Genomic DNA, 7,605 nt, shown 5'->3' on the forward strand with positions numbered 1-7,605 from the left:
CAGGTGAAGCGGAGCCGGTGGGTGTCGACGGGGATCGGGATGGTGCGCATGGATGGGCCTCCTTGTTCGTCTCAGCCAACATAGTCAACCTAGTTAGCTTGGATGTCAACGTTCTCATGGTTGGCCTGGTCGCGTGTCTGTGCTGAACTAGTAGGGCTCGGCGGACTGTTTACAGTCGACGAACCTTTAGGGCCGGGGGAGGAAGCCGGGAGAAGAGGGCGGATGGTCAAGAACACCGGGCGACCGGGCTACCTGCAGATCGCCGACGACCTGCGCGACCAGATCCGGCGCGGCACTCTCGCGCCCGGCGATCCGCTGCCCTCCACAACCCAGCTCGCGACCGCCTACGACGCCTCGCTGAGCGTGGTGAAACTCGCCGTCGGAGTCCTACGGAACGAGGGGCTGGTCATCGGCCAGCAGGGCAAGGGCGTGTTCGTCCGTGACGACGCCGCCTCGGCCCCGCCGGCCTCCGATGAGCTGGCCGAGATCCGCGCCACCCTGCGCGACCTGTCGGCCCGGCTGGAAAAGGTCGAGGCGGAGCTGAGCGAGGGGAAGTAGCGCGCTCACCCGCGCACGTGGCAGCCGGTGACCCGGCGGGCCAGGGCCGCCGCCCGGCTCGGAGGTGCTTCGCCGAGTCGCATGCGCCGGTCCTCCTGGCGCATGCCGACCAGGACGACGACGTAGCCGACGAACACCGCCGCGCCCAGTACCAGGCCGATGATCAGCGGGATCATGGTCGCGCTCACGTCCAGATCACCCCCGCCTCGGCGGTGCCGTACGGGCGGTTGGCCGGGCGCCGCACCTGACCGCGCCGCCGGTTGGCCGTCCTGCGCCGGGCCGTCTGACGGCGGGTCCACCGCTCCCGGGCCCGGCACTTGCGGCAGGCGAACCGTCCCTCCTCCAGGACCGCGCCGCATTCGCAGGCGGGTGTGTCATTGATCATTGCTGTCTCTCCTCTCGTCGCTGCCTGTGATTTCTTGCGATACCGAGAGTGCGGCGAAGAGGTAGGACGTGATCACTACAGGACGGGACATGTACAGGACGTCCGGTCTACGATTGCCCCGTCCCTGGACGTCCCCGCTGACAGGCAGGTGAGATGGCGAACGAGCGGTTGCGCACGGCGTTACTCGAACGGGGAACCACCATCGTGGAGGTGGCCGAGGCCATCGAGGTCGACGCCAAGACCGTGGAACGATGGATCACCCGAGGTCGGGTGCCCTATCGCAAGCACCGCTTCGCCGTGGCCAAGCTGCTGGGGGTCGAGGAGGCCTACCTGTGGCCCGAGGCCATGACCCCCGCCCAGACCGCGGCCGTCTCCGAGACCGAGATCGTCACCGTCTACCCGCACCGCTGGGCCGTACCCAAGGACGCCTGGGGACGACTGTTCGCCTCCGCCCGCCAGGAGATCGACATCCTGGTCTACAGCGGCATTTTCATCGCCCAGGACACCGGCATCGTCCGCGTCTTCGCCGACCGGGCCGACGCGGGCGTGAAGATCCGGATGCTGCTCGGCGACCCCGACTCGCCCGAGGTCGCCCAGCGCGGCATCGACGAGGGGATCAACGACGGCATGGCGGCCCAGATCAAGACCGCGCTCGTGTTCTACCGGTCGCTGCGCCGGCACAAGAACGTGGAGATCCGCTTCCACCGCACGGTCCTGTACAACTCCATCTACCGCGCCGATGACCAGCTGCTGGTCAACAGCCACGTCTACGGCACCTTCGCCTCCAACGCCCCGGTCATGCACCTGCGCAGGGTCCCCGGCGGCACGATGGCGGCCACCTACCTCAACAGCTTCGACTCCGTCTGGGACCAGGCCCGGCCGGTAGAGTCCTGACCCATGACGGCCCGCCGGATCGACTTCTACGATGACCCCGCCGCACCTGCCCCCAACAGCCTGGTGCCCTCGGTCAACGTCGTCGTCGTCAACGACGCGGGCGACATCCTGATGATCCGCCGCTCCGACAACGGCAACTGGGCCGTGCCCGGTGGCGCCATCGACCTGGGGGAGTCCCTGCCGCAGGCCGCTGTCCGGGAGACGCTGGAGGAGACCGGCGTCACGTGTGAGATCACCGGCCTGGTCGGCACCTACACCGACCCCCGGCACGTGATCCTCTACACCTCCGATGGCGAGGCCCGCCAGGAGTTCTCCATCGTCCTGACCGCCCGCCCCGTCAGCGGAGAGCCGGCGCCGAGTGACGAGTCCCGCGAGGTCCGCTGGGTTCCGCGCGAGGAGATCGGCCCCCTGGTCATGGACCGGTCGATGCGGCTGCGGCTCGGTCACTTCCTCGACGGCGCCGGGCCGTACATCGGGTGAATACGCGCGCGGCAACTGAGGCACCCGCGCCTCTGAACGCTCCCTCGAACCAGGAAGGCGATCTCATGACCGAACGCACCCTCACCGACGAGCTGTACGAGGCTGAACGCCGTCTGCAAGCGGCCATGCTCTCCGGAGACGTCGAAGAACTCGACCGGCTACTCGATGATCGGCTTGTCTTCACCGGTCCGCCGGACGGCGCGTGCCATCCGCAGGCCAAGCAGCTCGACCTGGACAATCACCGCTCACGGCGACAGGTCATGACCAAGCTCGTCGAGGAGGACCTCACCGTGGTCGTCGCGGGCACCACCGGTGTCACCTGCTTCCTCGGCACGCTGGAAGGTACGTTCGCGGGGGAGCCGTTCGCCTCACGGCTGCGCTACACCCGTACCTGGGTCCACACCGACGAGCACGGCTGGCGCATCCTGGCCGCTCACGCCAGCCCGGCCTGAACGTCAGGCCCGCGCGCTCAAGGCGGCCTGTACGGCGTGCACGGCTGCGACGATGCACGGCGTGGCCTTGGTGATCGACCGGCTGACCAGGTGCTCGGGGCCGTACCGGGAGTGGATCTCCGCCAGGCGGGTCTCGACGTCGACCGGCAGGCCGTCCGGGCTGGTGGTCATGTCGCAGTAGGTCAGCGCCTCGACCAGTTCGGGGCGTTCCTTGGCGAACTCGGCATTCAACGTGTCGAACAGGCCGCGTTCGGCGGCTTCGCACTCGGCGCAGGTGTGATGGGCCACCAGCCGGGCGAGCCGGTCGTCGGCCTGCTGGATGTCACGCAGGTAGCGGGCGCCGTCCAGCGGATGGAACCCCGTGTCGACCAGGGCGGGGGCGTATCCGATGTCGTGCAGCCAGGCCGCCGCGGTCAGCAGTTCGGTCTCCGCGCCGAGAATCGACTCCAGCGATTCGGCCTGCGCGGCGACCCCCTGGGTGTGCGCCCACCGGCGCGGCAGAGGTTCCTCCAGCAGGTGCCGGGCCAGGTCACGTGCCCATTCGGCTTGTCCCATACGGTTCACCCTAGACTCCGCCCGAAGCCTGTCCCGAGGCCCAGCATCAGACGTCTCAGGACGTCTCAAAGTGGTGTGGAGCGGACGAAACGCCCCTTGCCGTGCCGGGCCACGATGAGCCCTTCCCGCTCCAGTACGGCCAGCGCCTGGCGGACGGTGTTGCGCGAGGCCCCATGCCGTTCCCGCAACTTGTTCTCACTCGGCACCGCCGCCCCCACCGGGAGGGAGCCGCTGCTGATCCGCTCACGCAACTCGGCGGCGATCTCCTGGTAGCGGTACAGCGCCTTTTGCTGCTCCGAGCTTTTCACTCGGCGTCCCGCGCCGGGCATCGTGTCGATCAGTCCTTCGTCCTCCAGCACGGCCAGCGCGCGCCGGACGGTGCTGCGGGCCACGTGGAAGCGCTGGGCCAGCGCCGCCTCCGAGGGCAGGACACTGGCCGGAGGGTAGTGACCGGCGGTGATCTGCGCGCGGAGCCGTTCGGCGATCCGGTCGTAGACCCGCCTGCCGGTCAGCCACCCGTCGGTGTCATCGGTCATCGAGGTCAGCGGCCGTGCGCGCCGTGGATGTTGCCCAGGTTGATGGTGAGCGTGCCCTGCTCGCCCTCACGCCAGCCGCGCCGGACCGCCGCGGCGATGTCCTCGGCGGCCATGGGCAGGTGGATGGTGGAGGTGCGCTCGTCGGGCCGGTTGCCCCAGTAGAACCAGTAGAAGACGACCTGGACGTAGACGCGGCGGGTACGGGCGTTGTGGTCGGTGATCTCCAGGCAGGGCTGGCCGTCCTGGTCATTGGTCAGGAAATTCGGCACGTACAGCGCGTTGAGATGGCCACGCAGTATGACCAGCAGGTCCCGCTGGTGGGCGATGATCTTCTCTTTGGACATGCGGGTGCTCCCGTCGTCTCACGGCCCCGGTGGCGCCGGGTTCGGTGCCAGTGAGTCTTCTGACCGGGGTGGGACACAGGCACCACGACTTTGGGGACGTCTAGGGACGTCTTATGTTAGCGTCGCTGGTACCGACCCGCTCCGGGAGGGACCACACCCGATGAACGAACACCTCCGCCACGCCCTCATCCAGGCCCGCCTGCAACCCCTCGACGTGGCCACCCACCTGACCGTCGACCCCAAAACCGTCACCCGCTGGCTCGCCGGCCGCGTCCCCCACCCCCGCCACCGCCTGGCCGTCGCAGACCTCCTCCACGTCGACGAGAACGACCTGTGGCCCGAAAGCATCCGCCGACGCCCAGGACCTCCGACCGAGATCAAGGCCGTCTACCCACACCGCTGGGCCGTACCGGCCACCATCTGGCGCACCTTCTTCGAAGCCGCCCAGACCGAGATCGGCATCCTCGTCTACAGCGGCCTGTTCCTCGCCGAAGACGCCGGACTGCTCCGCATCCTGGTCGGGCGAGCAAGGGCCGGAGTCCGGGTGCGAATTCTGCTCGGTGACCCCGACAGCCCTCAAGTCGCCACCCGGGGAGCGGACGAAGGCGTCGGTAGTGACGTCATGATCTCCAGGACCAGGAACGCTCTCACGCTTTGTCGCCCTTTGGAGGATGTGGAGGGGATCGAGATACGGCTACACGGGACGATCCTGTACAACTCCATCTACCGCGCCGACAACGACCTGTTGGTCAACCTCCACGCCTACGGCACCCGCGCCTCCGACGCCCCCGTCGTCTACATCACCGGCAACGAACCCAACAGCACCGCGGCCACCTACCTCGACAGCTTCGAACGCGTCTGGGACGGAGCAGTACCCGCAGCTCAGAACGGCTGACAGCGCTCGGGTCAAGATCGAAAGAAACTTATCTGTCCGTCTTTAAAGGCGAGCCGCCTTCGGCGTCTCGCCGCGCGTCGGGCGGTCGCTGGCCGCGCTGCGGCTCTTCGGCCGGTCGCGGCCGCGCCGCCCACGCGCTTTCGATCACCAGGCGGCAGACCCTGCAAGACGATAAAGCTCTTCGCCGATGTTGTCGTGGTGGCGGCCGTGACGATCGCCCACTTCGGCGCGAGCCGTAGCCGGTCGGGGCGATCGACTGCCGCGGACCGACTTCGTCGGTCCTTGCCATCGAGCATGATGGTTGCACTGAGCTGCTACGCAACCGGCAATCTGGCAAAGCCCGCAACCTACTAACGATGACGGTCAACGGAGGGAACGAACCTCCTCCCCAGCGGGGGATCAACCGCATCGGGTTCGACGATGTAGGCAAGGTCGCCCCCTTAACGAGGTGGCGAAGCGCTTCAAAACCAAATCGCCTTCGAATCGTCTTGCGATATGAGAGGCATCGATGACACAACAAGGGTGGCGCAGCAAGAGGCAGTTGACGGCGATCGGCCGCACCGTCTCGACGACGCCGCAGGACTGGCGTCATCAATGACGACGCCCTCGAGCATCCGGTAGAACTCTTCGGTATCGATGCGGTGTGAGCGTTTGACCATGCTTTCAACCGCGGCGTGCGGGGCTTGATATAGACGTGGTTGATGCCCTTGTTCAGGACATGCCAGTGGAAAGTCGACTGGAACTCGGCCCCGTTGTCGGTCCCTCCGGTCTCACTGGGTTTGATGGAGGCGCCCTTTGCCCTTACCCTCCCAAATCCTGCCAAGAACAGGGCATGCGGAGGCGACGGCCATGCGACTTCATCTTCTGCATGAGGGTGAAGCCATCCTTGGCCTCGATATCTCCGTTGACTACGGCCATGGTCATGATGTCGAACGTCTCGCGTGTGGTGATGCCCTGAAAGTGGGCATACCGTAGAGACTCTCGATCGTCGGAGATCCACCAGGAGCCGGTGAGCTCAGTCCAGTTCTTGATGACGTAGCAGGACTGGGCCTCACCCAGGTGCTTGAGGGGGAATAGATCGTCACCGCCAAAGACCACGCGGCGGATAGACTCGATCTTGTGAGCGTCGTCCGGGTCGTCGATCTCGATGGGCTTGCCGAGCCATCCGTTCGCGTCCAGGTATGCGAGAGCGGGCAGGTGTACAGCCGACCGGGATGCCTCATAGGCGACGGCCTCGGTCCACCGTCCGCGGCCGTTGAGCGTTACCTTCAGCAGGTCCAGCCGGTCAACGCAGGCGAAGTTGCACAGGACGGTGTTGTCGGAGAAGAGGTAAGTGGTCATAAGGCGGCCGGCGTCCCCTCATCGGACTCCAGCGCGGCTCGCAGGCTGTCCACATCCTCACCGAGGAGGTTCGCGTACGGCCGAAGCGTCGCTTGACCGGTCTCATATGCGGAATAGGTGTCGCGAAGCAGGAGGCCAGGCGGGCGCGGTGTGCCCGTTTCGGTCACCCAGCGGGCATACCACTCACCCTTACCCGCGAGCCGGGCAGCGTCAGCGCCGGTCATGCGCTTGTACCGGTCGGCTCCGCCAGAGTCGATGATCCGGAGCTGGGACAGCCGGATGGCGAGGCTGGAGGGGCTCACCCGCAGGTCGCAGGCCAGTTCGGCGAAGGTCTTTTCGGAGAGTCCGCCTTGTTTGAGACGCTCACGGAGGAGCGCTTCGGGCATGAGGAAGGCTGAGGCGAAGGCGTTCGCCTGTAGCTCGCTTGGTTCACGCGACTGTGCTTTGTCGAAGACATCACGATCGACGTGCACCGCCTGATCATCCCTGGCCATCAAGTGGCCCAGTTCGTGGGCGAGGGTGAAGCGCTGCCGCGCTGGCACGCGGGTGGTCGCCAGCACGATGAGCTTCACCTCCTCGGAGGACACCGCCAGACCGTCGAAACCTGTACCGAGTTCAACCAAGGCAACATCGACACCGAAAACATTTTCTGCCAAGTCGAGGAGATCTCGGTCAAGAATCGAAAGATTCTCCTTGCGCAGTTTGGCGTGGGCAAAGTCGGCGAGGCGTCGCGCCCGGTCGAGGTAGCTCCCGAATCTCAGGTCCACATCCGGCGGCACCCAGGGGGGCTGGTAGCCGAGCGCGGCGAGGTCGGTGCGCATCGTGCTATACCGCCGAGCTATATCCAGGGCTTCGCCAGTCTGCCCGGTGGTCGTCCTGGCGGCCACTGCCAGAGGTGGCTCCTCGCCGGTGATGAGCCAGTCGACGCTCACCTTGAACTCGTCGGCGATGCGAGCCAGGTCGAGAGAGGAGAACCGGCGGGTGCCGCCGAGCGACTTGGACAACTTGGAATCATCGAGCCCGATCCGCCGACCGAAGACATGCTGGCTGAGGCCAGAGGTCTCGATCAGCTGCCGGACACGGTCGGCGATGCTAGACACATCGGCAGACTACCAAGCGTCTTGCGATTTTCGAAAATAATCGCCAAGATAGGCGCAGCGAGTGG

General features: G+C 66.4%; 12 protein-coding genes. 5 read left to right on the forward strand and 7 right to left on the reverse strand.

The window, feature by feature from the left end; genetic code table 11:
• Positions 1 to 222: 222 nt before the first annotated feature.
• Positions 223 to 558, forward strand: coding sequence for a winged helix-turn-helix domain-containing protein (locus tag ACFYY8_RS36440; RefSeq protein WP_390049083.1), 336 nt, complete (start codon positions 223 to 225; stop codon positions 556 to 558).
• 5 nt (positions 559 to 563) lie between these two features.
• Here the strand turns inward: ACFYY8_RS36440 and ACFYY8_RS36445 are convergent, their stop codons facing one another.
• Entirely contained in the window at positions 564 to 746 is a 183-nt protein-coding gene (locus ACFYY8_RS36445; protein ID WP_390049085.1) for a hypothetical protein, read from the reverse strand.
• Positions 743 to 943, reverse strand: a complete 201-nt coding sequence (locus tag ACFYY8_RS36450; protein ID WP_390049087.1) for a hypothetical protein — start codon at positions 941 to 943, stop codon at positions 743 to 745. The genes ACFYY8_RS36445 and ACFYY8_RS36450 overlap by 4 nt, the downstream gene beginning before the upstream one ends.
• A gap of 153 nt (positions 944 to 1,096) precedes the next feature.
• Here ACFYY8_RS36450 and ACFYY8_RS36455 point away from each other — a divergent pair, with 153 nt between their 5' ends.
• The 3 genes from ACFYY8_RS36455 to ACFYY8_RS36465 all read left to right on the forward strand — a co-directional run bounded on the left by ACFYY8_RS36455 (position 1,097) and on the right by ACFYY8_RS36465 (position 2,769).
• Positions 1,097 to 1,837, forward strand: a complete 741-nt coding sequence (locus ACFYY8_RS36455) for an XRE family transcriptional regulator (RefSeq protein ID WP_390049089.1) — start codon at positions 1,097 to 1,099, stop codon at positions 1,835 to 1,837.
• Between the two features lie 3 nt (positions 1,838 to 1,840).
• On the forward strand, positions 1,841 to 2,317 hold the full coding sequence (locus ACFYY8_RS36460) for an NUDIX hydrolase (RefSeq protein ID WP_390049091.1): 477 nt from the start codon (positions 1,841 to 1,843) through the stop codon (positions 2,315 to 2,317).
• 65 nt (positions 2,318 to 2,382) lie between these two features.
• Positions 2,383 to 2,769 (forward strand): nuclear transport factor 2 family protein, encoded by a 387-nt coding sequence (locus tag ACFYY8_RS36465; protein ID WP_390049093.1) that lies wholly within the window; start codon positions 2,383 to 2,385, stop codon positions 2,767 to 2,769.
• A 3-nt stretch (positions 2,770 to 2,772) separates the two neighbouring features.
• On the opposite strand, the gene ACFYY8_RS36470 is transcribed toward ACFYY8_RS36465, so the two are convergent.
• The 3 genes from ACFYY8_RS36470 to ACFYY8_RS36480 all read right to left on the reverse strand — a co-directional run bounded on the left by ACFYY8_RS36470 (position 2,773) and on the right by ACFYY8_RS36480 (position 4,204).
• Positions 2,773 to 3,324 carry an HD domain-containing protein gene (locus ACFYY8_RS36470; RefSeq protein ID WP_390049095.1) on the reverse strand — a complete coding sequence of 184 codons (552 nt, stop codon included), beginning with the start codon at positions 3,322 to 3,324 and terminating at the stop codon, positions 2,773 to 2,775.
• 65 nt (positions 3,325 to 3,389) lie between these two features.
• On the reverse strand, positions 3,390 to 3,860 hold the full coding sequence (locus ACFYY8_RS36475) for a GntR family transcriptional regulator (protein WP_390049097.1): 471 nt from the start codon (positions 3,858 to 3,860) through the stop codon (positions 3,390 to 3,392).
• A gap of 5 nt (positions 3,861 to 3,865) precedes the next feature.
• Complete coding sequence (locus ACFYY8_RS36480) at positions 3,866 to 4,204, reverse strand: hypothetical protein (protein ID WP_390049099.1); 339 nt, start codon at positions 4,202 to 4,204, stop codon at positions 3,866 to 3,868.
• A 160-nt stretch (positions 4,205 to 4,364) separates the two neighbouring features.
• Here ACFYY8_RS36480 and ACFYY8_RS36485 point away from each other — a divergent pair, with 160 nt between their 5' ends.
• Positions 4,365 to 5,099: an XRE family transcriptional regulator gene (locus ACFYY8_RS36485; RefSeq protein ID WP_390049101.1), complete on the forward strand. Its 735-nt coding sequence runs from the start codon at positions 4,365 to 4,367 to the stop codon at positions 5,097 to 5,099.
• 801 nt (positions 5,100 to 5,900) lie between these two features.
• On the opposite strand, the gene ACFYY8_RS36490 is transcribed toward ACFYY8_RS36485, so the two are convergent.
• Together ACFYY8_RS36490 and ACFYY8_RS36495 are read right to left on the reverse strand one after the other, a co-directional pair.
• Positions 5,901 to 6,440 (reverse strand): hypothetical protein, encoded by a 540-nt coding sequence (locus tag ACFYY8_RS36490; RefSeq protein WP_390049103.1) that lies wholly within the window; start codon positions 6,438 to 6,440, stop codon positions 5,901 to 5,903.
• Positions 6,437 to 7,540 carry a helix-turn-helix domain-containing protein gene (locus ACFYY8_RS36495; protein WP_390049105.1) on the reverse strand — a complete coding sequence of 368 codons (1,104 nt, stop codon included), beginning with the start codon at positions 7,538 to 7,540 and terminating at the stop codon, positions 6,437 to 6,439. Before ACFYY8_RS36495 ends, ACFYY8_RS36490 begins: the two co-directional genes overlap by 4 nt.
• Between the last annotated feature and the right edge of the window lie 65 nt (positions 7,541 to 7,605).

The organism is Streptosporangium sp. NPDC001559 (assembly GCF_042893955.1).
GTDB lineage: Bacteria > Actinomycetota > Actinomycetes > Streptosporangiales > Streptosporangiaceae > Streptosporangium.

What these genes read in the sequence shown, in the direction of transcription:
- ACFYY8_RS36440 (WP_390049083.1), top strand. Translation starts at nt 223, where the DNA reads ATGGTCAAGAACACCGGGCGACCGGGCTACCTGCAGATCGCCGACGAC.
- ACFYY8_RS36450 (WP_390049087.1), bottom strand. Translation starts at nt 943, where the DNA reads ATGATCAATGACACACCCGCCTGCGAATGCGGCGCGGTCCTGGAGGAG.
- ACFYY8_RS36455 (WP_390049089.1), top strand. Translation starts at nt 1,097, where the DNA reads ATGGCGAACGAGCGGTTGCGCACGGCGTTACTCGAACGGGGAACCACC.
- ACFYY8_RS36460 (WP_390049091.1), top strand. Translation starts at nt 1,841, where the DNA reads ATGACGGCCCGCCGGATCGACTTCTACGATGACCCCGCCGCACCTGCC.
- ACFYY8_RS36465 (WP_390049093.1), top strand. Translation starts at nt 2,383, where the DNA reads ATGACCGAACGCACCCTCACCGACGAGCTGTACGAGGCTGAACGCCGT.
- ACFYY8_RS36470 (WP_390049095.1), bottom strand. Translation starts at nt 3,324, where the DNA reads ATGGGACAAGCCGAATGGGCACGTGACCTGGCCCGGCACCTGCTGGAG.
- ACFYY8_RS36475 (WP_390049097.1), bottom strand. Translation starts at nt 3,860, where the DNA reads ATGACCGATGACACCGACGGGTGGCTGACCGGCAGGCGGGTCTACGAC.
- ACFYY8_RS36480 (WP_390049099.1), bottom strand. Translation starts at nt 4,204, where the DNA reads ATGTCCAAAGAGAAGATCATCGCCCACCAGCGGGACCTGCTGGTCATA.
- ACFYY8_RS36485 (WP_390049101.1), top strand. Translation starts at nt 4,365, where the DNA reads ATGAACGAACACCTCCGCCACGCCCTCATCCAGGCCCGCCTGCAACCC.
- ACFYY8_RS36490 (WP_390049103.1), bottom strand. Translation starts at nt 6,440, where the DNA reads ATGACCACTTACCTCTTCTCCGACAACACCGTCCTGTGCAACTTCGCC.